Annotated in this window: 23 protein-coding genes; 9 read left to right on the top strand and 14 right to left on the bottom strand. The window is 71.0% G+C overall.

From position 1 onward, the window contains the following. Window positions 1-41 precede the first annotated feature (41 nt). The 5 genes from J7656_RS04590 to J7656_RS04570 all read right to left on the bottom strand — a co-directional run bounded on the left by J7656_RS04590 (window position 42) and on the right by J7656_RS04570 (window position 3972). A complete protein-coding gene (locus J7656_RS04590; protein ID WP_017344113.1) occupies window positions 42-1076 on the bottom strand; it encodes an LLM class flavin-dependent oxidoreductase in 1035 nt (344 codons plus the stop codon). Window positions 1077-1502: 426 nt separating this feature from the next. Next, window positions 1503-1679 (bottom strand): 50S ribosomal protein L37e, encoded by a 177-nt coding sequence (locus J7656_RS04585; protein WP_017344112.1) that lies wholly within the window; start codon window positions 1677-1679, stop codon window positions 1503-1505. Next, a complete protein-coding gene (locus J7656_RS04580) occupies window positions 1676-1918 on the bottom strand; it encodes an LSM domain-containing protein (protein ID WP_017344111.1) in 243 nt (80 codons plus the stop codon). Before J7656_RS04580 ends, J7656_RS04585 begins: the two co-directional genes overlap by 4 nt. Before the next feature lie 81 nt (window positions 1919-1999). Then, the gene (locus tag J7656_RS04575) at window positions 2000-3322 is read right to left on the bottom strand and encodes a hypothetical protein (protein ID WP_211554259.1); all 1323 of its coding nucleotides are present in this window, start codon (window positions 3320-3322) and stop codon (window positions 2000-2002) included. Further along, window positions 3319-3972, bottom strand: a complete 654-nt coding sequence (locus J7656_RS04570) for a hypothetical protein (RefSeq protein ID WP_211554257.1) — start codon at window positions 3970-3972, stop codon at window positions 3319-3321. Before J7656_RS04570 ends, J7656_RS04575 begins: the two co-directional genes overlap by 4 nt. A 287-nt stretch (window positions 3973-4259) precedes the next feature. Here J7656_RS04570 and J7656_RS04565 point away from each other — a divergent pair, with 287 nt between their 5' ends. The 3 genes from J7656_RS04565 to J7656_RS04555 all read left to right on the top strand — a co-directional run bounded on the left by J7656_RS04565 (window position 4260) and on the right by J7656_RS04555 (window position 7670). Then, window positions 4260-5612: a ribonuclease J gene (locus J7656_RS04565; protein ID WP_121596176.1), complete on the top strand. Its 1353-nt coding sequence runs from the start codon at window positions 4260-4262 to the stop codon at window positions 5610-5612. Further along, the gene (gene idsA3 / locus J7656_RS04560) at window positions 5609-6655 is read left to right on the top strand and encodes a geranylfarnesyl diphosphate synthase (RefSeq protein ID WP_211554255.1); all 1047 of its coding nucleotides are present in this window, start codon (window positions 5609-5611) and stop codon (window positions 6653-6655) included. The genes J7656_RS04565 and idsA3 overlap by 4 nt, the downstream gene beginning before the upstream one ends. A 100-nt stretch (window positions 6656-6755) precedes the next feature. Next, complete coding sequence (locus J7656_RS04555) at window positions 6756-7670, top strand: DMT family transporter (protein ID WP_211554253.1); 915 nt, start codon at window positions 6756-6758, stop codon at window positions 7668-7670. 63 nt (window positions 7671-7733) lie between these two features. Here the strand turns inward: J7656_RS04555 and J7656_RS04550 are convergent, their stop codons facing one another. From J7656_RS04550 to J7656_RS04535, 4 genes are all read right to left on the bottom strand, one after another. After that, entirely contained in the window at window positions 7734-8807 is a 1074-nt protein-coding gene (locus tag J7656_RS04550; RefSeq protein WP_017344106.1) for a hypothetical protein, read from the bottom strand. After that, window positions 8804-9985 (bottom strand): S49 family peptidase, encoded by a 1182-nt coding sequence (locus J7656_RS04545; RefSeq protein ID WP_211554252.1) that lies wholly within the window; start codon window positions 9983-9985, stop codon window positions 8804-8806. The genes J7656_RS04550 and J7656_RS04545 overlap by 4 nt, the downstream gene beginning before the upstream one ends. Window positions 9986-10157: 172 nt before the next feature. After that, a complete protein-coding gene (locus J7656_RS04540; protein WP_211554251.1) occupies window positions 10158-11351 on the bottom strand; it encodes a hypothetical protein in 1194 nt (397 codons plus the stop codon). Between the two features lie 83 nt (window positions 11352-11434). Next, complete coding sequence (locus J7656_RS04535; RefSeq protein WP_211554250.1) at window positions 11435-11902, bottom strand: peroxiredoxin; 468 nt, start codon at window positions 11900-11902, stop codon at window positions 11435-11437. 74 nt (window positions 11903-11976) lie between these two features. On the opposite strand from J7656_RS04535, the gene J7656_RS04530 reads away from it, so the two are divergent. After that, complete coding sequence (locus J7656_RS04530) at window positions 11977-14028, top strand: histidine kinase N-terminal 7TM domain-containing protein (RefSeq protein ID WP_211554249.1); 2052 nt, start codon at window positions 11977-11979, stop codon at window positions 14026-14028. Window positions 14029-14034: 6 nt separating this feature from the next. Here the strand turns inward: J7656_RS04530 and J7656_RS04525 are convergent, their stop codons facing one another. Continuing rightward, entirely contained in the window at window positions 14035-14367 is a 333-nt protein-coding gene (locus J7656_RS04525; protein ID WP_211554248.1) for a CGCGG family putative rSAM-modified RiPP protein, read from the bottom strand. 130 nt (window positions 14368-14497) lie between these two features. Here J7656_RS04525 and J7656_RS04520 point away from each other — a divergent pair, with 130 nt between their 5' ends. Genes J7656_RS04520 through J7656_RS04510 form a run of 3 tightly spaced genes read left to right on the top strand, consistent with a single transcriptional unit; the run spans window position 14498 to window position 16254 of the window. After that, window positions 14498-14734 carry a DUF2249 domain-containing protein gene (locus J7656_RS04520; RefSeq protein WP_211554549.1) on the top strand — a complete coding sequence of 79 codons (237 nt, stop codon included), beginning with the start codon at window positions 14498-14500 and terminating at the stop codon, window positions 14732-14734. 60 nt (window positions 14735-14794) lie between these two features. Continuing rightward, complete coding sequence (gene map, locus J7656_RS04515) at window positions 14795-15703, top strand: type II methionyl aminopeptidase (protein ID WP_017344102.1); 909 nt, start codon at window positions 14795-14797, stop codon at window positions 15701-15703. Further along, entirely contained in the window at window positions 15703-16254 is a 552-nt protein-coding gene (locus tag J7656_RS04510) for an HIT family protein (protein ID WP_017344101.1), read from the top strand. The genes map and J7656_RS04510 overlap by 1 nt, the downstream gene beginning before the upstream one ends. Window positions 16255-16733: 479 nt before the next feature. On the opposite strand, the gene J7656_RS04505 is transcribed toward J7656_RS04510, so the two are convergent. The 3 genes from J7656_RS04505 to J7656_RS04495 all read right to left on the bottom strand — a co-directional run bounded on the left by J7656_RS04505 (window position 16734) and on the right by J7656_RS04495 (window position 19266). Beyond that, complete coding sequence (locus tag J7656_RS04505) at window positions 16734-17486, bottom strand: ABC transporter ATP-binding protein (protein ID WP_017344100.1); 753 nt, start codon at window positions 17484-17486, stop codon at window positions 16734-16736. After that, a complete protein-coding gene (locus tag J7656_RS04500) occupies window positions 17486-18199 on the bottom strand; it encodes an ABC transporter permease (RefSeq protein ID WP_211554547.1) in 714 nt (237 codons plus the stop codon). Before J7656_RS04500 ends, J7656_RS04505 begins: the two co-directional genes overlap by 1 nt. A 71-nt stretch (window positions 18200-18270) precedes the next feature. Next, entirely contained in the window at window positions 18271-19266 is a 996-nt protein-coding gene (locus J7656_RS04495) for an ABC transporter substrate-binding protein (RefSeq protein WP_211554247.1), read from the bottom strand. Window positions 19267-19370: 104 nt separating this feature from the next. Here J7656_RS04495 and J7656_RS04490 point away from each other — a divergent pair, with 104 nt between their 5' ends. Beyond that, window positions 19371-20180, top strand: coding sequence for a TOBE domain-containing protein (locus J7656_RS04490; RefSeq protein ID WP_211554245.1), 810 nt, complete (start codon window positions 19371-19373; stop codon window positions 20178-20180). A gap of 92 nt (window positions 20181-20272) precedes the next feature. Beyond that, window positions 20273-21937, top strand: a complete 1665-nt coding sequence (locus J7656_RS04485) for a tryptophan--tRNA ligase (protein ID WP_211554243.1) — start codon at window positions 20273-20275, stop codon at window positions 21935-21937. A gap of 542 nt (window positions 21938-22479) precedes the next feature. Here the strand turns inward: J7656_RS04485 and J7656_RS04480 are convergent. After that, on the bottom strand, window positions 22480-22842 hold the full coding sequence (locus tag J7656_RS04480; RefSeq protein WP_211554241.1) for a DUF5518 domain-containing protein: 363 nt from the start codon (window positions 22840-22842) through the stop codon (window positions 22480-22482). Window positions 22843-22909 lie beyond the last annotated feature (67 nt).

Raw genomic sequence — 22909 nt, 5'->3', positions numbered from 1 at the left:
CAAACTGAGCGGTCGAGAACGTCCACCACCTCGGATCCGGATTATTCGCGCCCGTCCAGATCCATCGCCTCGGCGAGGAGCGCGTGCGAGTCGAGCGCGTCCTCGTGGTCCGGCACGGTGTGCTGGATCATCACCTCGTCGACGCCGACGCGGTCGGCCAGCTGCTCCAACAGCCCCGAAATCGTCTCCGGACTCCCGGAGATCGACCGCGGCCACTCGTCGTCGTCCAGCGTCGCGGGCGTCGGGTCGGGCGCCCCGCCGAGCTCGTCGACCGCCTCCTCGACCGTGGGCGTCTCGTCGCCCAGCTCGCCGCGCTGCATCCGCCGGAACGTCGCCTCTGCGGGCGCTCGTCGCCGGGCCGCGGCCTCGTCCGTCTCGGCCGCGACAGCGTTGACCGCCACCATCCCCCGCGGCTCGTCGAGCCCGCCGGGCGTCCCGTCGGGGTCGAACGCCTCCCGGTACGCCGCGAACGCGCGCTCGGCGAACCCCGGGCGGATGAAGCCGGCGAAGCAGTAGCGGAGCCCGAGCTCCCCCGCTATCTCGCCGCTCGACGGGCTCGACCCCAGCACCCACGGGACGGCCGGTCCCGAGTCGGACCCCGGCACCGAGAGGTCGCTGTACGGGTGCTCGGCGGGGTAGTCGCCGCGAAGGTGGTTCACGACCGCGGTGATCCGCTCGCGGTGGTCCTCGTTCGGGTTCTCGACGCGCCGGTCGGTGCCGAGCGCGCGGTCGGACGCGGGCGAGCCGTTCGCGCGCCCCATGCCGAGGTCGACGCGGCCGGGCGCGAGCCCGTCGAGGACGCCGAACGACTCGGCCACCTTGAACGGGCTGTAGTGGTTCATGAGGACGGCCCCGCTCCCGATCCGGATCGACTCCGTGGCGCCCGCGAGCCGCCCGAGCAGCACCTCGGGCGTGGTGCCCGCGAGGCGGTCGCCCATCCCGTGGTGTTCGGCGACCCAGAACCGCTCATAGCCCAGTCGCTCGGCGTGTTTCGCGGCGTCGACGGTGTTCTCGAACGCGTCCGCCGCGGTGCCGCCCCGGGGGACCGGCGAGAGGTCGACGACTGAGAGGTCCATGTCCCGACTCGGCCATCGCCGCGGGAAACGGTTTGGGTCCCGGCGGCGTCGTGGCGAACCGCAAGTATGGATGCTGTGCGGTGGCGCGTGCCTCCGAACGCCCGCAGGGCGTGAGGAGCACGCGCGAGGGACGCGGCGACCGAAGCGAAGCGGAGGGAGCCGCGAGGCTGGGGAGGCGTGAGGCGCGGTTGCCGTGTGGGGCGGGGTGGGACTCAAAGGGGCAGCCGGGAGGCGGGCGCAGACGACGCAAGCACCGCAGGGAGCGAGCAACGCGAGCGACCGAGGAGCACAGCGAGTGTGCGCCCGCCTCCCGGCTGGGGCTTTGGAGGTGTTCGCGGTCGATCCATACTCATTATTTATAAATAAACGACCGTCACACGCGTAGCTACGCGAGTAGAAGCGAGAAGAAACCGAAGAAATCGCGGCTCAGTTGTCGCCGGTCTTCGACTGCCAGGCGTAGTCGCGCCGGGAGGCGGACTCGCCGAAGCCGCAGGAGGCACAGCGCTCCTTCTTGACGTGGTAGGACTTCTCGCCGCAGCGTCGACACTTCACGTGAACCGTCTTGTTCTTTTTCCCCTGAGAGGGCGTACCTGCGCCGGTCATGCTTTGATGGTGACGACGTTATCGCCGCGTATAATCGTTGTGTCTTCGATCGCGACCGCGAACTCGCCGTCGAGGTCGTCGTCGACGCGGTCGTCCACGTCGGCCTCCGGCTCGATGACGACGTTCATGTGCTGGTCGTAACCGCCGAGGACGCCGTAGTAGGTCGTACCGTCCTTCAGGTGTACCGTCACGGGCTCCTCGAGCGACGCTTCGAGCACGTCGAGGGGTCGTCCACTCATTGTCCGTACCGCCGCCCGTCGCGGTAATAAAAATACCGGGACGCAGGCCCCGAGGCCGGTCGGTTTGACACGAACGTTCCGTCAGTCGTCCCCGACCGGCCCTCGCGCCAGCCGCTCGCGCACGAACACGGCCGCCGCCGGGACCGCGTTCGCGTACAGGGCGGCGTAGGCCAGCTCGGCCTGACTCCGACGGACCGAGCCGTACCCCTCCTCGATCCGGTCGGCGACGTACCCGATCGCCTCCAGCCCGGGTCGGACGAGCCGGGTCGCCAGCGGGCCCCCGCCGTCGACGACCTCGCCGACCGCCGTCCGCGCCCGCTCGGCGGCCGACCCGACCGACGACTCGGAGGGGACCGCCCGGTACTCACCGTCGCGGATCTCGTCGACCGCCGCCCGGTACGCCTCGATCTCGGCCAGGGCGGTCCCGGCCTCGATCGCGACGGTGGCGTACTCGCCGGCGTCGGACGCGCGCCGCACGTCGTCGACCGCCGACTCGACCCGGAGGTCGCTCACGGCGACCAGCTCCTGCGCGACGGTCCCGCTCAGGTCCTCGTCGGCGAGGGGGTCCTCGCCGCCGGTGCGCTCGCGGACGGTCGCGCGCGTCCGGCTCACCGACCCCCGCAGTCCCTCGGCGGCCGCGACCAGCGACGCCCACCGCGGCGCCGTCCCGTTGCGGCCCCCGCGCTCGTCGAGGTACGCCTCGCGGAGCCCCGCGGCGTCGGCCGCGGCCGCGCTCGCTCGCTCGACGCGGGCGACCGCCTCACCGGCCCGGAAGGGCTCGGCGACCGGGTCGTTCGGGTACGTCACGCGAGGTGCGATGTACCCCTCACACTCCGCGAGCAGCGACTCGACCGGCTCGTACGCCAGCACCGCCTCGGTCGGCGAGTTGGCCCGGTACTCCAGGTCCGACGCGAGCGCCCCCCGGTCGTCGCGCACCGCGCGGCGCCGGGCGGCCAGATCCGCGCCGTCGTCGGTCCCGGTGGCCGCGCGGTACGCGCCGCGGACCTCCGCGGCGTCCTCCCGGCGCCGGCGCCACGCGGAGAGGACGTCGACCGGCCACTCGTCGGCCACCTCGGCGTCCACGCGCCGCGTCGCCTGCTCGCGGTCGGCGGCGAGCGCCTCGGCGACGCCAGCGTTTGGGAGGTCCGGGTCGACCGGCACGTCGTCGAGCAGCCCGCGGGCCCGCGACTCGTGGACCTCCGCGAGCGACCCCGGAACCGCGACCGGGAACGGCGACGCCGGCCACTCGACCGGTTCGACGACGTCCGACGGGAGCGACGCGGGCGCCTCCCGACGCTCCTCGTCGCCGGCGAACGGGAGTCCGGAGCAGCCCGCGAGCGCCGCCGCGCCCGCCGTCGCGACGCCGGCAAGGAACCCGCGGCGGGAACGGGGGTCGGCGGTCACGCCTCATCACCACCGCTGTCGGCCCCCGCCGACGCGTTGAAGACAGCCGGCGGTTCCGGCCCCTGACAGGACCCGCTCATGCCGCTGCCGCTCCCGGTCGAGCGCTCGGCGGCGACGGGGAGCCGGATCGCGAACCCGACGGTGTGGGTCTCGTCGGCGTCGCAGTCGACGTCCGCGGGACGGTACGCCTGACAGAAGTCGGCGTGGGGGTGGAGGTCGTCGTTCGCGAGCTCGTCAGGCTCGACGGACACCGACCGGAACCGGACCTCCCGACACGCTCGCACGGGCATCGCGAGGAGGTACGCCGACGACGACTCGAAGTCGGTGGCGGCGAGGAACGTCCGGAGCCGCTCGCCCGCGCGCGTCCCGGCGAACGTGAGCTCGTCGAGGTCCTCGTCGGCGACCAGTACGCGTCGCGTGCTGCGGCGCTGGAACGCGCGCTCGTCGGCCGACAGCGACGGCAGCTCGTCGCCAGAGGCGACCAGCGCGCCGCCGCGCTCGTCGCGCGCCTTCTCCAGCTCGTACCCGTCGATCGGTCGGTTGCTGCTCGGGTAGCTGTTCGACGCGGTCTCGCTGCCGGCGCAGCCGGCCAGGGCGGCGATCCCTGACGCGGCCGCGAGGAGGGCTCGGCGGCGGGGGACGTCCGTCATCGGCGGCGGTTCGACCGAGAGCGTGAAACGCTTTGTGGGACGCGATCCGACCGCGCGGCGGCCGCGGACAGCCGCTTCGGACGCGAACCGGCGCCGCGGAGCCGAACCCGGGAGTTTTTAACGCGCCCGGGAGTACGCCGAGGTACCACACTCCCGCGGGACACGGTGAGTCGCGACGACTCGGCCGTAGCGGGGCCTTCAACGACGCGCGGTACGACGGTGCGCCGACGGCTCCTTGCGGGGTATCAGTGACCGACGCCGACCACGGCGTCAGACACGACAACACCATGGAAATCGAAATTGCGACACTCGGCGGTTACGAAGAGGTCGGTCGACAGATGACTGCGGTCCGCGCGGGCGAGGACATCGTCATCTTCGACATGGGCCTGAACCTCAGTAAGGTCCTCATCCACGACAACGTGGAGACCGAAAGCATGCACAGCCTCGACCTGATCGACATGGGCGCCATCCCGGACGACCGGGTCATGAGCGAACTGGAGGGCGACGTCCAGGCGATCGTCCCCACCCACGGTCACCTCGACCACATCGCGGGGATCCCGAAGCTCGCCCACCGCTACGACGCGCCGATCGTCTCCGCGCCGTACACGATCGAGTTGGTCCGCCAGCAGATCGAAGACGAGGGCAAGTTCCAGGTCGACAACGACCTCGTGAAGATGAAGCCGGGCGCCACGATGGCGATCGGCGACTCCGAGCAGGTCGAGATGGAGTTCGTCAACGTCACCCACTCCATCATCGACGCGATCAACCCGGTCCTCCACACGCCCGAGGGCGCGGTCGTCTACGGCCTCGACAAGCGCCTGGACCACGACCCCGTCATCGGCGACCCGATCGACATGGAGCGGTTCCGCGAGATCGGCCGTCAGGACGAGGGTGTCCTCGCGTACATCGAGGACTGTACGAACGCCGGCCGGAAGGGCCGGACCCCCTCCGAGTCGTACGCGAAGAAGCACGTCGAGGACACGCTGAAATCGATGGAGGACTACACGGGCGGCATCGTCGCCACCACGTTCTCCTCCCACATCGCCCGCGTGAAGACCCTCGTCGAGTACGCCCGCGAGATCGGCCGTCAGCCGGTCCTCCTCGGGCGCTCGATGGAGAAGTACTCCGGGACGGCCGAGCGGCTCGACTTCGTCGACTTCCAGGGCGACGTCGGCATGTACGGCCACCGGAAGTCCGTCGACCGCGCGTTCAAGCGGATCATGAAGGAGGGGAAGGGGAACTTCCTCCCCATCGTGACGGGCCACCAGGGCGAGCCGCGCGCGATGCTCACCCGCATGGGCCGCGGCGAGACCCCGTACGAGATCGACGACGGCGACAAGGTCGTCTTCAGCGCGAGCGTCATCCCGGAGCCCACCAACGAGGGCCAGCGCTACCAGAGCGAACAGCTGCTCCGGATGCAGGGCGCGCGCCTCTACGACGACATCCACGTCTCCGGCCACCTCCGCGAGGAGGGGCACTACGAGATGCTCCAGGCGCTCCAGCCCCAGCACCTCATCCCCGGCCACCAGACGCTGGAGGGCCGGTCGCCGTACGTGAACCTCGCGACGTCGCAGGGGTACAAGCTCGGACGTGACGTCCACGTCACGCAGAACGGGTCCACCATCCAGCTCGTCGAATGACGAGCGAGACGAAGGAGGCGCGGGTGCTGGAGGCCATCCGCGAGCGGCGTGAGCTCGTCAACGCCGCTATCGACGAGGAGCTGCCGGTCCAAGAGCCCGAGCGGCTGTACGAGGCGACGCGGTACATCCTCGAAGCCGGCGGGAAGCGGCTCCGCCCGACCGTGACGACGCTGGCCGCGGAGGCGGTCACCGGCACCGAGCCGATGGGCGCCGACTTCCGCGCGTTCCCGTCGCTCGGCGGCGACGACGTCGACGTGATGCGGGCCGCGGTCGCCATCGAGGTGATCCAGTCGTTCACGCTGATCCACGACGACATCATGGACGAGGACGACCTGCGGCGCGGCGTCCCCGCGGTCCACGAGGCGTACGACGTCTCGACGGCGATCCTCGCGGGCGACACGCTCTACTCGAAGGCGTTCGAGTTCATGACCGAGACGGGCGCGGACCCGCAACACGGGCTCGAAGCGATGCGGATGCTCGCGTCGACCTGTACCGAGATCTGCGAGGGGCAGGCGCTCGACGTCGCCTTCGAGAGCCGCGACGACATCCTCCCCGAGGAGTACTTGGAGATGGTCGAGCTGAAGACCGCCGTCCTCTACGGCGCGTCGGCCGCGACGCCCGCCCTCCTGCTCGGCGCCGACGAGGACGTCGTCGACGCCCTCTACCAGTACGGGATCGACTCCGGCCGCGCGTTCCAGATCCAGGACGACGTGCTCGACCTGACCGTCCCCTCGGAGGAGCTCGGCAAGCAGCGCGGCTCCGACCTCGTCGAGGGGAAGGAGACGCTCATTACGCTCCACGCCCGCCAGCAGGGGGTCGACGTCGACGACCTCGTGGACGCCGACACGCCCGCCGAGGTGACCGAGGCGGCCATCGACGACGCGGTCGCGGCCTTAGAGGAGGTCGGCTCCATCGAGTACGCCCGCGACACCGCCGAGGACCTCACCGCGCGGTCGAAGGAACACCTCGAACTGCTCCCCGAGAGCGGCTCCCGAAGCCTGCTCGAGGACCTCGCGGACTACCTCATCGTCCGCGGCTACTGAGCGGACCTTCTTAGCGGGCGATTTTCCGCCCTCCGAGGCGGCACCGGCGGTCCGGGCCGCGACGGACACCGCTTTACCCGCGGCCCGCGTTCGGTCGACCGTGTCACGGTACCGAGACGTCATCCTGTTTTTCACGCTCGCCCTGCTGTGGGGCGGCTCCTTCGTCGCCATCGAGGTCGGCCTCGACTACTACCCGCCGGTGTTGTACGCCGCCTACCGGTTCGACGTGGCCGCGCTGGCGCTGATATCGTACGTGCTCGTCACGCAGGACGGTCCGTTCCCGCGGACCCGGGGCGACCTCGCCGCGATCGGGTTCAGCGGCGGGCTCTCGGTGGCCGCGAACAACGCCCTGCTGTTCGTCGGCCAGCAGTACACCACGAGCGGCATCGCCTCGATCACGTACAGCCTCGTCCCCATCGCGACCGCGGCGGTCGCGGCCGTCTGGATCGGCGGCGCGGACCTCGATCGTCGCGGCGCGGTCGGGGTCGTCCTCGCGTTCCTCGGCGTGGGGCTCGTCGCGCAGCCGGACCCCGCGAACCTCGGCGGCGGCGTCGCGGTCGGCGTCGGGCTGATCGCGATCGGGGTCATCGCCGTCGCGGTCGGCAGCGTCGGGCTCCGGACCGTCGAGACCTCGTTCTCCAGCGTCGCGCTCACCGGGTGGGCGATGGGGTTCGGCGCGCTCGCCATCCACGCGCTCAGCCTCGGGATCGGCGAGAGCCAGCGGCTCCCGGCCGTCGCGCCGCGCGCGCTCGTCGCGCTGGCGTTCCTCGGACTGCTCTCGTCGGCCGTCGCGTACACCATCTACTTCACCCTGCTCGACCGGCTCGGCCCCTTCGAGATCAACCTCGTCTCGTACGTGGTTCCGATCGTGGCGACCGTCGCGGGCGCCCTGCTGCTCGCCGAGCCGGTCACGCCGTTCACCGTCGCCGGCTTCGCCGTCATCGTCCTCGGATTCGGACTGTTGAAACGGCGCGAAATCGCCGACGCGGCGGCCGGGATCCGGTTCCCGGGATAAAAGAAGGGCGTCACGGCCGCAGTCCGTCGCGTTACGCCGCACGGAACCGGGAGCCCGCGACGGCTACGCGGTCGCGTTCCCGGACGGATCGCTCCCGTTGCCCGATGGGTCGGTCGGCTCGGGGGGCGGCGTCGTTCCGCCCGGCGGGACCGCGCCGCCCGGCGGAACGCCGCCGGGGCCGGTCGGGCCGAACGACACGTCGGGCGCCTCGCCCGTCACGAGGAAGTCCGCGACGTTGCCGATCAGGACGCCGTTGTCGGCGCGGCCGGCGTTCTCCGGTTCGAGGAAGCTGGAGTCGCCCACCACCGCGAGCGAGTCGCTGCGGACCGCGACGCCGTAGGCGCCGGCCTCGCGGGTCGTCGACAGTCGCGACGTCTCCGCGGTGGCCAGCGTCGCCGGTCCGTCGGCGACGCCGACGGGCGCGGCGCCGCGGAGGACGACCTCCTCGACGCCCTCCGTCAGCGCCCCCGGCCCGGTCGGCTCGACGAGCACGCTGAGGTAGTTCGCGTCGTTGTTCTCCATGTCGTACACGTAGCCCGCCTCGCCGTAGACGCCGAACGGCGAGCCGAAGTCGGTGAGTACGCCGGCGCCGCCCGGATCGCTCGTCACGAGCGTCCGGCCGCCGGCGTCGACGAACGACTCAACCGCGTCGGCGTCGGTCGCCGACAGCGCGCCGGGGCTCGTGGTGACGAACGCGTCCGCGTCCGAGAGCATCGACGGCAGCGTCTCACCGCTCGCGATCCCGCCGTAGAAGCGGACCTCGTGGCCGTTCTCGACGAGCGCCGCGGTCAGCGGTGCGACGCCGCGCCGGACGCCGCCGAGCGAGCCGATGTCCGCCTCCGCGGGCGAGTCGCCGTCTTCGATCGGCAGGATGGAGGTCCCGCCGCCGAGCCCGGCACCGCCGCTACCGAGGTGGACGACGACGGTGTTCGACGGCTCGGTGCTCTCCATCTCGACCTCGCCGCCCTCGCTGACGGTCTCGGGTTCGACCGCGTCCAGCTGCCAGTGATCGTCCGCGACAGACGCCGTCTCGGGCGGCGCGTCGTCGAGGACGACGCCCCCGACGGCGGCGACGCCGATCACGGCGAGGAAGACCAGCGCGAAGGCGCCGACCGTCGTTCGCAGGTCGACGCTCACGCGCCGACACCTCCGTTCGCCGCGACCGCGGCGTCGATCGCCGCGGCGGAGTCGTCGCCCGTTGCGGCCGACTCGTCGTCGTTCGTCGCGGCCGCGCCGCTCGTCGCCGCGTCGGCCTCACCGCCGTCCGCCGGCAGCCGCGCGGTGTAGCTCGTCATGATCACGTCGTCGCCGACGGTCTCGTCCCACGCCGCCGGCGCGACCGCGAGGATGAGCCCGTCACCGAGTTCGTCGTCCCGCTCCTCGGCGACGACGACCGTCCCGTCGTCGCGCTCGAGGAGCGAGAGGCCGCCGGGGATGCGGCTCTCGGTGCGGCGGGTGTCGACCGCGTAGTCGTCGATCCCCGCCTCCGCGGCGGCGTCGGCGACCGCGCCGTCGACGAAGCCGAACCGGTCCGCGAAGCCGTTCTCGACCGCCTCGGTTCCGAGGTACGCGTCGGCGTGGGCGATAGCCTCGCGATCGAGCTCGATCTCCTCGCCGCGCTGCTCGATCACGTTTTCGATGAAGAGGTTCGCGAGCGTCTGTCGGCGCTCGCGCTGGGTGTCCGGGTCGCTGCCGGCCTTGTCCGGGCCGGTCGTCCCCGCGTTCGGCCCGCTCGGGGCCGGCGCGGTGCCGGCGACGCCGACGCTGCCGACCGCCTGCGCGGAGGGCGCGACGTAGATCCGGTCGGCGGGCGCGATCGCGAGGTAGGCGCCGGACGCGCCCAGCGTGTCGACGGCGGCGTACACCGGCATCACCGACGCAGTACGGTCGACGGCCGCGTACATCCGTTCACTCTGCGCGGGCAGGCCGCCCCCGCTGTCGACCTCCAAGACGACCGCCTCGATCGACTCGTTCGTGCGGGCGTCCCGGAGGTTGTCCTCGACGTGTTGGGCCGTCCCCGAGTCGATCGTGCCGTCGATCTCGATCACGGCGACCGTCCCGTCGGGCCCCGTCACGGCGCCGTACACGCCGGGCGCGACGAGCAGCCCCGCGGCCACCGCGAGGATCGCCGCGACCCCCACCGCGTGTCGGGTCTCGATCCGGTCGAGGAGCGACCCGGACGCGTCGTCCGCGGTCGATCTCTCGATCGTCGTCCGCGGTCGGTCGGTCCCCGGCGTCGATCGATCCGGGCTCGCCGTCTCCGCGTCGTCCGTCGGTTCGTCGGGAGTCCTCGAAGGCGAGTCCTCGGAACTCATCGACTCGTCCTCGTTCGATACCGCTGTCGTAACATGTTGTCTCTCGTCGTCATCGTGGGTTCGCTCGCGCGTCTGTCACTGGTCGATACGGCTGCGCCGCTCTCGCGGGCGGTTCTCCCGCGGTCGGTGGCGCCGCTCACGCGGTCGGTGTTTCTACGATCGACTGCGTCGCTCACGCGTCGGCCACCTCGATCGGGTCGCCGACGGTCCCGTCGAACAGCGAGGCGTGGGCGGCGAAGAGGTCGCTCTCGGCCGCGCCGTCGACGATAACGGTCCGCCCGTAGCGGGTGACGGTCGCGTCCGAAAGCGAGGTCTCGCCCTCGCGGGCGGCCCGCGCAATCGCTTCGGCGGTCTCCCTGTCGAGGCGTCGAGGGTCCGCGACCGCGCCGTACCGCAGCGCGACGCTCGGCTCACCGGGGGCCCCGTCGCCGGCGGCGGATCCGCCGTCGGTCAGGCGGAGCGACGCCCCGACCGCGCCAGACGCGTCGACCGCGGTGCGGAGCTCGTCTGGTGCGTCGGCGAGCAGGTCGTGGAGGTGATCGCGGGCGTCCGGCCCGAGGTCGACGCACACCGTCGCGTCGCCCCCGAGCAGCGATGGGAGGGGACCGTAGCTCGCGCTCGCGCCCGACCGCCGCCGCGCTCCGCCGTCGACGGTCCCTCCGTCGACGCTCCCGCTGTCGACGCTCCCTCCGTTGACGCCTCCACCGATTCCGGCATCGCGGTGCGCCGCGGCGACGCCGGCGGTCGGGCCGTACGCGGCCACGAGTTCACCGGAGGCCACGCCGACCGCCGACCCGAGGCTCGGCGCTCGGAACCGGGCGAATCCCGAGTCGTCGTCCGCCTCGCGAGCCACCTCGGGGTCGGCATCGAGCTCGGCGCTCAGCGCGGCCGCGTCGACGTCGCCGACCGCGACGGCGCACCCCTCCGGCCCGTCCGCGGTGAGCGCGGCGCCGCCGGTCGCCTGCCGCACGGCGGCGAGCGACACGCTTTCGTATCGGTCGAGCAGTCGCCGGAGTCGGCTCCCGATCCCGCTCGGCAGGCCGGTCGCCGTCAGGACCGCGGGGTCGACCCGTCCGGTCACGACGGTATCAACGGCGTTCGACGCCGCCGCGGCCGGGTCGTAGGTTCCGGCCGCGACCGCCGATTGCGGTCCGTCGGCGCCGGCGCCGGCGCCGTCGCGGCCGCTCGTCGCGTCGTCGCCCGTCGGATCGCCGTCGCTCGCTCCGGCGCCGGTCGCGCCCGGTTCGACCGCGAGAGTCCCGTCGGGCGGCGGTTCCGAAGTCAGGGCGTCGATCGGTCCGCCGACTCCCAGCCCGGTTGCCGCGAGCGCCGCTAGGCGCTTCGCGAACGTTCGCTTGGAGGGCATCGTTTCACGTGACTCGTGACAGGTAATAATACTACCGGGTGGCAGCCGTCGGCGGATTCCTCTCGGCGACGACCGGTCGGCGTTCAGTCGTCGAGCGCGCGGACGTCGTCGAGAATCTCGACGGCGTGGTCCTCGGGGGAGACGCCCTCGTAGGCCAGGACAACGGTCCCCTCGTCGTCGAGGACGTACGTGTTCCGGAACACGCCGTCGAAGGTGTTACCGAACATCTGCTTTTCGCCGTAGGAGTCGTACGCGCTCGACACCTCCCCGTCGGGGTCCGAGAGGAGGGTGAAGGGGAGGTCGTACTCGGCGGCGAACGGTTCGAGGTCCTCGACGGGGTCGTCGCTGATTCCGACGACGGCGACGTCGCCGTCCTCGAACGCGTCCCACTCGTCGCGGAAGCTACACGCCTCGGCGGTACAGCCGGGCGTGTCGGCGCGGGGATAGAAGTACACGACCGTATGACTGGCCGCGGCCGGGTCGACAGTGACCGTCTGGCCGCGGTGGTCGGTGAGCGTGATCTCGGGTGCGGAGTCGCCCGGTTCGAGCATACGAACCTACTCTTCTCAAACGGGTTAGGGGATTCGGTCCCTTTTTACCGGGCTCTCGCATCCTATCGGTATCGATGGCGTGGCAACCGACGCCGTACACGGTTCCGTTGCTCGTCGCGGCCGTCGCGTCCTTCGCGTTCGCCGCGTACGCGGTCGGGAACCGTTCGCGCGGCGGCCACGCCCTCCTGCGGAGTTTCGTCGGCGTCGCGGGCACCGCCGGCGTCTGGTCGCTGGCGTACGCGGCCCAGCTGTCGGCGACGTCGCTCGATCTCACGCTGTTTTTCAACCGCTTCGTCTGGCTCGGCTCCGCCGGCTTAGCGGTCGCGTGGCCCGCCTTCGTCCTCTCGTACGTCGACCGAACCGCGTGGCTCGACCGGCGCCGCTTCGCGCTCTTCTGGGTCGTCCCCGTCGCCTTCGCCGTCGCCGTCTGGACGGTCGGCGTCGACCCGCTGTTCTACGTTGATCCGGCCCTCGTCGACGCCGGCGGCTTCCGGGTCCTGGAGTACGCGCCGACGCCCGCGCTGCTCGGGTTCGTCGGCTACACCTACGCGGTCAACCTGTTCACCTACGCCGTCCTCGGCTACGCCGCGGTCTCCCGCGACGGCGTGTTCCGCCGGCAGGCCGCCGTCCTCTTCGTCGCCGGCGTCGCGCCGCTGGCGCTCGGCGCGGCCGGCATCGCCGGGCTCGTCGGGCCGGAGGACGGGGTCGTCGACTTCACGCCGATCGCCTTCAGCGGGACCTCGGCGCTCCTGGCGTGGGTCGTGTTCCGGTACCGGCTGCTCGACGTCTCCCCCATCGCTCGCGACGCGGTGTTCGCGAACCTCTCCGACGGCGTCGTCGTCTGCGACGCCCACGGCCGGGTGGTCGACAACAACGACCCGGCCAAGGCGCTATTCCCGGACGCGGAGCTCGGCGTCCACGCCGACGAGGCGTTCGCGGACGTCCCGTCGGTCGCCGACGCGGTGGCGGAGGCGGCGTCCGACGACGAGTTCCGGGTGACGGTCGACGGCGACGGCGCGCCGCGGTTCCTGACGGTCGACGTCCACGACATCACGGGGCCGGGGACGACCCGCGGCGGGACGGTCCTGCTGTTCCGCGACGTGACCGAGCGGGAGACGCTCCAGCGGCGCTATCGCGCGCTTATCGAGAAGTCGCCGAACGTGATCGCGGTCTGCGGCGAGGACGGGCTGGTCCGGTACGTGAGCCCGTCGATAGAGCGACTGATCGGCCACCGGCCGAACGAGATCGAGGGACGCCCGGTCATCGACCTGGTCCATCCCGAGGACCGGCGCGAGGCGCAGCAGGCCTTCGAGCGCGCCTTCGAAGGCGCCGAACCGCAGTCGCTCACGCATCGGATCGCGTGCGCCGACGGCAGTTGGCGCCGGTTCGAGACGGTGATCGAGCGACTGTTCGCCGACACGCGCGAGGTCGTCATCACCGCAACCGACGTCACGGACGCCCGGCGGTACGAACAGCGGCTTCAGGTGTTGAACCGGGTGCTGCGACACGACCTGAAAAACGACACCAACGTCATCGGCGGGTACGCCGACCTGCTCCGCGACCACGTCGACGAGGAGGGCGACCCCTACCTCGACATCATCGACCGGAAGGTGCGGACCCTGACCCACCTCAGCGACCAGGCCCGCGAGATCGACGTCGCGCTCCACAGCGACGCCGGACGGACCGAGATCGACCTCGCCGAGCTGGTCGACCGCCTCTGCGAGTCGCTCGAGTCGTCGTTCCCGGAGGCGACGGTGACCGTCACCATCCCCGACTCGGCCGTTGTCTCCGCGGACGAACTGCTCGAGTCGGCGGTCCGGAACGTGTTGGAGAACGCCGTCGTCCACAACGACGGCGACGACCCGCACGTGGAGGCGACGGTCGTCGCCGACGGCGACCGGTTCCGAATCGACGTGGCCGACGACGGCCCGGGGATCCCGCCGGTCGAGCGGACGGTGTTCTCCGAGGCGCGGGAGACGGCGCTCGAACACGCGAGCGGCCTCGGCCTCTGGCTCGTACACTGGATCGTCACGGAGTCCGGCGGCGACCTCGAGATCGACACCCGCGAGCCGACCGGGACGGTGGTGCGGATGTGGCTTCCGCGGGCGGACAGCGAAAGCGGATAGGTCGGACTATACGTGGACGCGAACGACGTGCCCGCCGCAGCCGCACTGCTCTACGTACTCCCAGTCGACGTCTTCGTCGCCGAACGCGACGTCGAGCGCCGGGAAGAGGTACTCCTCGGGGTGACCGTGGTCGCCGTGGGTGACGAGGTTGACGTGGTTGCCCGCGGCCGTGTGTTCGACCGCCTCGATCGCCTGTCGCACGAGGAGGTCGCGGTCGTCCGCGTGTTCGGGGCCTTCGAGGTTCGCGGACCACGAGTTCTCGTGGACGCGGTCGGTCACCGGGTCCGCGCCGTGGTCGTGGTCCGCGTCGCCGTCGCCGTCCGAGTGGGTGCTCGACATGTCCGAACGGAGGCACCCCGGCCCCGTACGTCTTCGAGCGAACATGTTCGAGCGGATCCCCGGGGGCCGGACGATCCCCCCGAACGATTTCGGGGGGAGCTACATCACCACGGGACGCCACGGCCGATCCATGGGCCCCGACCCGTTCGACGACGCTGACGAGCGGCTGGACGCCCGCGAGATAGACGGCGAACCGTTCGGCGACATCGTGGCCGCGCTCGACCGCCTCGACGACGGGGAGACGCTCCGTCTGGTGAACGGTTTCGAGCCGGTGCCGCTGTACGACGTGTTAGCGGAGCGGGGGTACGCCCACGAGACGGCGAACCCGACGGACGACGAGTGGCACGTGGAGATCACGCGCGCCTGAACGGCGGAGGATCGACCGCTCTCCGCAACCTCTTTGCGCGCGGTCGCCGAACCCGGAGCCATGAGTCACGGACCTCTTGACGAGGACGCGGTCGAGAGCTACCGCGAGGCGGGCGCGGTGCTGGTCGAGGCGGTGAACGAGGCCCGCGAGATGGTCGAGCCGGGGCGGACCCACCTCGAGGTCGCCGAGTGGACGGAGGACTTCGTCCGCGAGCAGGGGGCCGGCCTCGCGTTCCCGGTGAACATCAGCGTCGACCCGGAGGCGTCGCACGCGACGCCCGGCCGCGACGACGAGACGGAGTTCGGCGAGGAGATGGTGTGTCTCGACGTCGGCGTCCACGTCGACGGCTACATCGCCGACGCCGCGGTGACGGTCGACCACTCCGGGAACCCGGAGCTCGTCGAGGCCGCCGAGATGGCCTTGGAGGCCGCGCTCGACGAGGCCGGCCCGGGCGTCGAGGTCGGCGTCGTCGGGCAGGCGATCGAGGACGTGATCCGCGGGTACGGCTACACGCCCGTCCTCAACCTCTCCGGGCACGGCGTCGAGCGGTACGACGCCCACACGGGGCCGACGGTGCCGAACCGCGGCGTCGACCGCTCGGTCGAGTTAGAGCCCGGGCAGGCGGTCGCGATCGAGCCGTTCGCCACCGACGGTCGCGGGAAGGTGGGCGAGGGGACCGTCGAGGAGATCTTCGAACAGCAGGGCTCCGCGAGCGTGCGCGACCGCCGCGCGCGGCAGGCGCTCGAGGAAATCGAGGCGTTCGACGACCTCCCGTTCGCGGCGCGGTGGCTGGAGACGGACCGCGCCGAGATGGCGCTCCGCCGGCTCAAGCAGGCGAACGCGATCAAGGGGTACCCCGTCCTGAAGGAGGACGACGACGCCCTCGTGAGTCAGGCGGAACACACCCTCCTGGTCACCGAGGACGGCGTCGAGGTGACGACCGCGGGCATCCACGGCTTCGACGACTGATGGACCGGATCTTCGCGCCGTGGCGGATCGAGTGGGTCGAGCGCGACGCCGACCCGATCGACGGCTGTCCGTTCTGCGTGCTCCCCGAGCGCGAGGACGCCCGCGAGGCGCGGATCGTCGCGCGCAGCGACCGCAACTACGTCCTGCTCAACAACGCGCCGTACAACCCCGGCCACGCGATGATCATCCCGGACGAGCACGTCGAGGATCCGACCGACCTCGACGACGCGGCGCTCCTCGACCACGCGAAGCTGAAGGCGGCGACGCTCGACGCGCTGGGCCGCGACATGAACCCCGACGGCGTCAACACCGGACAGAACCTCGGCGGCGACGCCGCCGGCGGCTCGGTCGACCACCTCCACACGCACGTCGTCCCGCGGTGGAGCGGCGACACGAACTTCATGCCCGTCACCGGCGACACGAAGGTGATCGTGGAGGCGATAGAGCGCACCTACGACCACCTCCACGACGGGTTCGCGGCCGACGACGCGGTCGTCGATTCGGGCGACGCCGACGCGGGCGATGCGGTCGAACTCGACTTCGACGTCTGAAGCGGCGGTGTCGATCGCTTATAAATAACCGGCGCGGTGGCGCGTGCCTCCGAGTGGCCGCCGAAGGCGGCCGCGAGGAGCACGCGCGAGGGAGTCGCTGGCTCCCGGAGCGGAGCGGAGGGTGCCAGCGACGAGGCTGGGGAGGCGTGAGGTGCTGTGCGGTTGCGGTCGGGTGGGGCTCAAAGGGGCAGTCGCGAGGGCGAAGGCGGCCGCAGCAAGCACCGCAGCGAACGAAGTGAGCGAGGAGCGCAGCAAGGCCCCCGAGTCCTCGCGACTGCCCCTTTGACGGTGTTCTCCGCCGATCCATAGTCAATCATTTATAAACGAGTGAATGGGACTTTGGCGGTGTTCACGGTCGATCCATAGTCAGTCATTTATAAGTGAACGGCCGTGGCTCTGGAGGTATTCGCCGCAGCGTCGTCGATCACCTATCTCAGATCGCCGGATCCGACTCGGCTCCCGTCACTCCTCGATATTTATTAGTACACCAGTTCGCCCGAGATGAACTTCCGGGTGCGCTCGTTCTCGGGATCCTCGAAGATGGACTCCGTCGGCCCGATCTCCGAGATGCCGTCGTCCAACAGCACTGCGACGCGATCCGCGACGCGCTCAGCCTGGTGCATGTCGTGGGTCGCCACGACGACGCCGATCCCCCTGTCTCTCGCCTCGCCGATCGCCTCCTCGATGACGGCCGTGTTCCGCGGGTCGAGGTCCGACGTGGGCTCGTCGAGCAGCAGGGCGTCCGGCTCGTACGCCAGCGCGCGGGCGAACGACACGCGCTGGGCCTCGCCGCCAGAGAGCGAGTCGGCCGGCTGGTCGGTCTTGTCCGCCAGCCCGACGACCTCCAGGGACTCGTGGACCGCGTCGGCGGCGCCGTTCAGCCGGAGCACCGAGGCGAGCCGGTCGCTCCACGAGCGCCGGACCCGAAGCCCGTACTCGACGTTTCGCGCGACCGTCCCGTCGAAGAGGCTCGCCTCCTGGAACACCATCCCGACGCGGCGGCGCAGCGCGAGTCGCTCGGCCTCGTCGACCGCCCACGCGTCGGTCCCGTCGAGCGTCACGGCACCCTCGTCGGGTTCGAGCGCGAGCGCGAGCGTCCGGAGCAGCGTCGTCTTGCCGACGCCGGAGGGGCCGATGACAGCGACGACCTCACCCTCGCCGACCTCGATCGAGAGGTCGCGGAACACGGCCTCCTCGTCGTACGACAGGGACACGTCCGTCGCGCGGAGCATCAGCCGGTCACCCCCCGGTCGCCGAAGCGGACGACAATCGCGTTGACGGTCAACACGAGGGTGACCAACACGGCGCCAAGAACCATGGCCGTCTCGTACTGGCCCTGCCGCGCTTCGAGCTGGATGGCCGTCGTCAGCGTCCGGGTCTTCGAGATGCCGGACGCGCTCGTGATGTTCCCGCCGACGATGAGCACCGACCCGACCTCGCTGATCGCCCGGCCGAAGCCGGCGAGCACCGCGGTCGCGATCCCGTACCGCGCCTCCTTGACGACGACCAGCGCCACGTCGACGCGCGTGCCGCCGAGGACGCGGGCGGCGTCGCGGACCCCGTCGTCCACGCCGCCCACGGCCGCGAGGCTGATCGCCGTGATCGGGGGCGTGGCGAGGACGAACTGCGACATGATCATTGCCTCGCGAGTGAAGATCAGTTCGAGAGACCCGAGCGGCCCCTGGTTGGAGACCGCGAACAGCACGACTAACCCCACGACCACGCTGGGAAATCCCATTCCGGTGTTGACCACCGACTTCACGAACCCCTTCCCGGGGAAGTCGGCGAGCCCGATCGCGACGGCGGCCGGCACGCTGACGAGCGTGCTCAGCGCCACCGCGGTGAGGCTTACGTACAGCGAGACGGCGATGACGCTCCCGACGTACCCGTCCCTGAACGAGACGTCAAGGAGCGCCGGCGCGAGGCCGGTCGTCGATTCGAGCAGGGCGAACGCCGGGCGCGCGGCCGAGTCGAACAGCGCCGGGCCGAGCTGTGCGGTCGCTGCGAATGGCACGGCTACTCGTCGTCGCTCTCGCTACTCCAACCCTCCGGAACGTACTGCTGGAAGTTCGGGTCCTCGGAGACGGCCTCGGGGAAGAACAGCTGCTCGCCGTTCACCTGATACTCCGAGATGGACTCCTGGACCTCCGGGCTGGTGATCCAGCCGATGTACGCCATCGCGAGGTCGTAGTTGGCGTTGTCGTGGACGCCGGGGTTCACCGCCATGACCCCGTACGGGTTCGCGAGGATCTCCGGGCCGTCCTCGATCGGCCCCTGAACGAGGATCGTCAGGTCGATCTCCGAGCGCTGCGAGATGTAGGTCCCGCGGTCCGACAGCGTGTACGCGCCCTGCTGGTTGGCGATGTTCAGCGCCTCGCCCATCCCGGTACCGGTCTCCTGATACCAGTCGCCGCCGGGCTCGGTGCCGGCCGCCTCCCAGAGGTTCAGCTCTTTCGTGTGCGTCCCGGAGTTGTCGCCCCGGGAGACGAACTGCGCCTGCGCCTCGGCGATCGCCGTCAGCGCCTCCGTCGCGGATCCCATCCCCTCGATCCCCGCCGGGTCGCTTTCGGGCCCGACGATCACGAAGTCGTTGAACATCAGGTCCCGGCGGTTGATCCCGTACCCGTTCCGCATGAACTCGTCCTCGAGCCCGCGGGCGTGGACCATCACGATGTCCGAGTCGCCGTTGCGGGCGGTCTCCAACGCCGCGCCGGTCCCCTGCGCGACGGCGTCGACGGTGACGCCGTACATCTCCTCGAAGTCCGTGTGGATCTCGTTTAAGAGCCCGGTGTCGTACGTGCTCGTCGTCGTCGTGAGCGTCAGCGTCTCGCCGGCGACGCCGATCGACTCCTCGGGGCTTTCGCCGCCGTCGGTTCCGTTACCCCCGCTTCCGTCGCCGCTCCCCCCGTCGCCTCCGTCCCCGTTGCCGCCGTCCGTCGACGAACAGCCGGCCGTACTCGCGACCGCTCCGGCGCCCAGCGCCGCCACGAACTTCCGTCGTTGTATCAGCATAGATACAACGGTGGTGCGGTCCCACATATAAGTTGCGTGCCGCGGCAAGCGAGGGGTCCCGGCCGGTCGAAAACGCCATCACGGCCCGGCCGCAACCGCGGGACATGGGAGAGCCGACCGAATCCGATCCGGACGCGGCGGCGGGTCGCGGCCGCGCCGCGCTCATCGAGGACGGCGTCGAGTTCGACGGTCGGGACGCGGCGCTGCTGCGCGCGGTCGACGCGGCGGGGTCCGTCGCGGGCGCGGCCGCGGACCTCGGACGCTCCCGGGCCCGAGCGCTCTCGCGGATCGAGGACTTAGAGGAGGCCTATGGGACGCTCGTCGAGCGGCGCCGCGGCGGCGAGGGCGGCGGCGGGAGCCGGCTCGCGGCGTCCGGCCGCGCGCTGCTCGACCGCTACGACCGGCTCCAGGCCGTCCTCGCTGCGACCGCGGCGGTGCCGGAGACGGTACTCGACGGCACCGTGACCGCCGTCGACGGAGAGCTCGCGGTCGTCGACACCCCGGTCGGCGAGCTCTCCGGGCTCCACGGTGGAGGCGGTGAGGCCGACGACTCCGGCGACGACCGCGGGACGGTGGCCGTCGGCGACGCGGTCCAGGTCCGGATCGGCGCCGACGCGGTCACGGTCAACGACGCGGCCGACGCGGTCGACCCGGACGCGACGAGCGCGCGGAACCGCCTCAACGGGCGAATCTCCGCCGTCGACCCCGGCGAGACGGTGTCGACGCTTCGGATCGCGGTAGGGGCGGCGGCGGACTCGGGCGAGGCGGACGACGCCGAGGGGGGCTCGGACGGGGTCGCGGTCGCCGCGCTGATCACGGCCGAGAGCATCGATCGGCTCGGCCTCGCTCCCGGCGACCCGGTCTCGATCCGGTGGAAGGCGACCGCGACGCGACTGGTGCCGCAGGCGGAGTGACCCGATGCGGGGGACAGCTGTCCCCGCCCGACGCGTGACAACCGCTCCCGCGCAAGCGAACGGTTTTTGCGTCGACCGACGGGAGAGGTGGTATGGACGAGGACACCCCCGAGGGGGCGACGCCGGCGGGCGGCGGGCGCGAGTCCGACGCCGCCCGCGAGGCGCCGGCGCCTCCCCGGACCGACGGCGGGACCGAGCGCGCGGACGAGCCGACCGAGGACGTCGCGCTCGACCCGTGGGGGTCGGCGTCGGTCGGGGACTACGCGGACCTGTTCGCCGAGTTCGGCATCGAGGCGTTCGACGAGGTCGCCGACGAGGTGCCGGACCCCCACTACCTGATGCGCCGCGGGGTCATCTTCGGGCACCGCGAGTACGACGCGGTCGCGGAGGCGATGGCGAACGACGAGCCGTTCGCGGCGCTGTCCGGGTTCATGCCCACCGGCGACCCGCACATCGGCCACAAGCTCGTGTTCGACGAGATCATTTGGCACCAACGGCAGGGCGGCGACGCGTTCGGCCTCATCGCCGACCTCGAGGCCCACTCCGCCCGCGGGATGTCGTGGGACGAGATCGACGAGCACGCCCGCAACTACCTCCTCTCGCTGCTCGCGCTCGGCTTCGACGCCGAGGAGGGTGAGCTGTACCGCCAGTCCGACAACCGCCAGGTCCAGGACCTCGGCTTCGAGCTGGGGTCGAAGGCGAACTTCTCGGAGTTCGAGGCGATCTACGGCTTCGACGGCGAGACGAACATCTCGCACATGCAGAGCGTGATCACCCAGACCGCGGACATCCTCTACCCCCAGCTCGTCGACGAGCCGAAGCCGACCGTCATTCCGGTCGGCCCGGACCAGGACCCGCACGTCCGGCTCACTCGGGACCTCGCGACCCGGGTGCGCTACTTCAAGGTGACCGAGGCGTTCGCCTCCTTCGAGCTCGACGACGACGAGCGTCGGCTGGTCCGGGCCGCCTACGACGCGCTCGCCGCGGAGGCGTCCGATTCCGACGCGGACGTGCGCTGCGAGGACGCCGCCGCGTGGCTGGCCGACTACGAGCCGCCCGAGAGCGACCGCGAGAGCGTCGACCTCGCGGCCGCGAAGTCGACCGCGCTCGACAAGCTCGAAGCCGGCGGGAAGGAGCCCCTCCGGCCGCGCGTGCGGTTCTTTGACCGCAACGCGACCGACGAGGCGTTCGAGGCGCTCATCGAGGCGGTCGACGGCGAGAAGCGCGTGTTCGAGGGCCACGTCGACGCGTTCGACCTCACCCGGAGCGAGGCCGAGTCGGTCGCCCGAGAGGTCGAGATCGACCACGACGGGTTCGGCTTCCGGCAGCCCTCCTCGATCTACCACCGGTTCATGACTGGGCTCACCGGCGGGAAGATGTCCTCGTCGATCCCCGCGAGCCACATCTCCCTGCTCGACGATCCCGAGGACGGCTACGACAAGGTGAAGGCCGCCACAACGGGGGGCCGCGACACCGCCGAGAAGCAGCGCGAACTGGGCGGCGAGGCCGACGAGTGCCCCGTCTACGAGCTGTACGCCTACCTGCTCGCGGGCGACGACGACGAGCTCACCAAGACCGTCTACTCCGAGTGCGTCAACGGCGAGCGCCTCTGTGGCGGCTGTAAGGAGCAGGCCGCCGAGCTGATGCGCGAGTTCCTCGAAGACCATCAGGAGAAGCGCGAGGAGGCCGAGGAACTCCTCGACGACCTCGACATCGACCTCGACTCCGACCGGCGCGGCACCGGCGGCGAACACTGAGGCGTCTTCGCTGAGCCGCGAGCCGATTCTCACGCCGTCTCTTTATAAATAGACAGTACGGTGGCGCGTGCCTCCGAGTGGCCGCCGAAGGCGGCCGCGAGGAGCACGCGCGAGGGAGTCAGTCGCCGGAGCGAAGCGACGGCGACTGACGAGGCTGGGGAGGCGTGAGGTGCTGTGCTGTCGCGGTCGGGTGGGACTCGAAGGGGCAGCCGGGAGGACAGCGCAGGCGACGCAAGCACCGCAACGAGGGAGCGCACAGAGTGAGCGACCGAGTGAGGAGCGCAGCGAGCGTGCGCTGTCCTCCCGGCTGGGGCTTCGGCGGTGTCCCCCGCCGATCCGGGTTCTGCTATTTATAAACGAACGACTGGGGCTTCGGCGGTGTTCGTCGTCGATCCGCTAGTAATCGTTTATAAGTAAGCGACTGGGGCTTTGGAGGTATCCGCCGCCGGTCCACCGTCGATTATTTATAAATAAGCGGCTGGGGCTTTGGAGGTGTCCGCCGCCGATCCGGATTCTGCTATTTATAAGTACCAGCGATCGGCTTACAGTTCGTTTTTTACGTACACGCCCAGCAGTCCGCCGAGCGCGCTCAGAACCACGGAGTAAGCGACGCCGCCCAACACGATGAGAGCCGTGACGAGGACGATCCCCCCGGCCGCGAGGCCGACTTCGAGCGGGAACCCGAAGACGCCCAGGAACGGAAGGATAACCAGCGCGAGCAGCAGCAGCCCGACGATCGGGATCGCGGCGATCGCGCCGGAGAGCGCGCCGACCCGCAGCCCGTCGTCGCCGTTTAAATACCCGGCGACCGCGCCGCCGAGGAGCGGTGAGATGCCGGTGAACGAGAGGACGGCCGACGCGATAGCGCCGACCACCGCGTTGAGGAGGGTGTTCTCGGTGTCCATGCGCGGCCTGACTCCCGGCGGCGGCATACGTCTTGCGGACCCGGAGCGCGTCGCGGTCGCGCTCGGT

The organism is Halorubrum ruber, assembly GCF_018228765.1.
Taxonomy (GTDB): domain Archaea; phylum Halobacteriota; class Halobacteria; order Halobacteriales; family Haloferacaceae; genus Halorubrum; species Halorubrum ruber.
This window is presented reverse-complemented; position numbering and strand designations above follow the sequence as displayed.

What these genes read in the sequence shown, in the direction of transcription:
- J7656_RS04570 (WP_211554257.1), bottom strand. Translation starts at nt 3,972, where the DNA reads ATGACGGACGTCCCCCGCCGCCGAGCCCTCCTCGCGGCCGCGTCAGGG.
- idsA3 (WP_211554255.1), top strand. Translation starts at nt 5,609, where the DNA reads ATGACGAGCGAGACGAAGGAGGCGCGGGTGCTGGAGGCCATCCGCGAG.
- J7656_RS04505 (WP_017344100.1), bottom strand. Translation starts at nt 17,486, where the DNA reads ATGCTCCGCGCGACGGACGTGTCCCTGTCGTACGACGAGGAGGCCGTG.
- J7656_RS04590 (WP_017344113.1), bottom strand. Translation starts at nt 1,076, where the DNA reads ATGGACCTCTCAGTCGTCGACCTCTCGCCGGTCCCCCGGGGCGGCACC.
- J7656_RS04580 (WP_017344111.1), bottom strand. Translation starts at nt 1,918, where the DNA reads ATGAGTGGACGACCCCTCGACGTGCTCGAAGCGTCGCTCGAGGAGCCC.
- J7656_RS04530 (WP_211554249.1), top strand. Translation starts at nt 11,977, where the DNA reads ATGGCGTGGCAACCGACGCCGTACACGGTTCCGTTGCTCGTCGCGGCC.
- J7656_RS04480 (WP_211554241.1), bottom strand. Translation starts at nt 22,842, where the DNA reads ATGGACACCGAGAACACCCTCCTCAACGCGGTGGTCGGCGCTATCGCG.
- J7656_RS04485 (WP_211554243.1), top strand. Translation starts at nt 20,273, where the DNA reads ATGGACGAGGACACCCCCGAGGGGGCGACGCCGGCGGGCGGCGGGCGC.
- J7656_RS04565 (WP_121596176.1), top strand. Translation starts at nt 4,260, where the DNA reads ATGGAAATCGAAATTGCGACACTCGGCGGTTACGAAGAGGTCGGTCGA.
- J7656_RS04545 (WP_211554252.1), bottom strand. Translation starts at nt 9,985, where the DNA reads ATGAGTTCCGAGGACTCGCCTTCGAGGACTCCCGACGAACCGACGGAC.
- J7656_RS04525 (WP_211554248.1), bottom strand. Translation starts at nt 14,367, where the DNA reads ATGTCGAGCACCCACTCGGACGGCGACGGCGACGCGGACCACGACCAC.
- J7656_RS04585 (WP_017344112.1), bottom strand. Translation starts at nt 1,679, where the DNA reads ATGACCGGCGCAGGTACGCCCTCTCAGGGGAAAAAGAACAAGACGGTT.
- J7656_RS04520 (WP_211554549.1), top strand. Translation starts at nt 14,498, where the DNA reads ATGGGCCCCGACCCGTTCGACGACGCTGACGAGCGGCTGGACGCCCGC.
- J7656_RS04510 (WP_017344101.1), top strand. Translation starts at nt 15,703, where the DNA reads ATGGACCGGATCTTCGCGCCGTGGCGGATCGAGTGGGTCGAGCGCGAC.
- map (WP_017344102.1), top strand. Translation starts at nt 14,795, where the DNA reads ATGAGTCACGGACCTCTTGACGAGGACGCGGTCGAGAGCTACCGCGAG.
- J7656_RS04535 (WP_211554250.1), bottom strand. Translation starts at nt 11,902, where the DNA reads ATGCTCGAACCGGGCGACTCCGCACCCGAGATCACGCTCACCGACCAC.
- J7656_RS04490 (WP_211554245.1), top strand. Translation starts at nt 19,371, where the DNA reads ATGGGAGAGCCGACCGAATCCGATCCGGACGCGGCGGCGGGTCGCGGC.
- J7656_RS04495 (WP_211554247.1), bottom strand. Translation starts at nt 19,266, where the DNA reads ATGCTGATACAACGACGGAAGTTCGTGGCGGCGCTGGGCGCCGGAGCG.
- J7656_RS04540 (WP_211554251.1), bottom strand. Translation starts at nt 11,351, where the DNA reads ATGCCCTCCAAGCGAACGTTCGCGAAGCGCCTAGCGGCGCTCGCGGCA.